A 207-nucleotide genomic window follows, 5' to 3' on the forward strand; every position below is an offset into this window, starting at 1 on the left:
ACCGAAACAGCTTCGGCGTTGTAAGGTTAAGCCTCACGGTTCATTAGTACCGGTTAGCTCAACGCATCGCTGCGCTTACACACCCGGCCTATCAACGTCGTCGTCTTCAACGTTCCTTCAGGACCCTTGAAGGGTCAGGGAGAACTCATCTCGGGGCAAGTTTCGTGCTTAGATGCTTTCAGCACTTATCTCTTCCGCATTTAGCTA

General features: G+C 51.2%; 1 rRNA gene. It reads right to left on the reverse strand.

Annotated features, from left to right (window positions below):
- Positions 1 to 22: 22 nt before the first annotated feature.
- Positions 23 to 207, reverse strand: a 23S ribosomal RNA gene (locus K5I40_RS23855); the annotation flags it as partial.

The organism is Leclercia sp. LTM14, from assembly GCF_023736175.1.
In the GTDB taxonomy this organism is placed as follows: domain Bacteria; phylum Pseudomonadota; class Gammaproteobacteria; order Enterobacterales; family Enterobacteriaceae; genus Enterobacter; species Enterobacter barmai.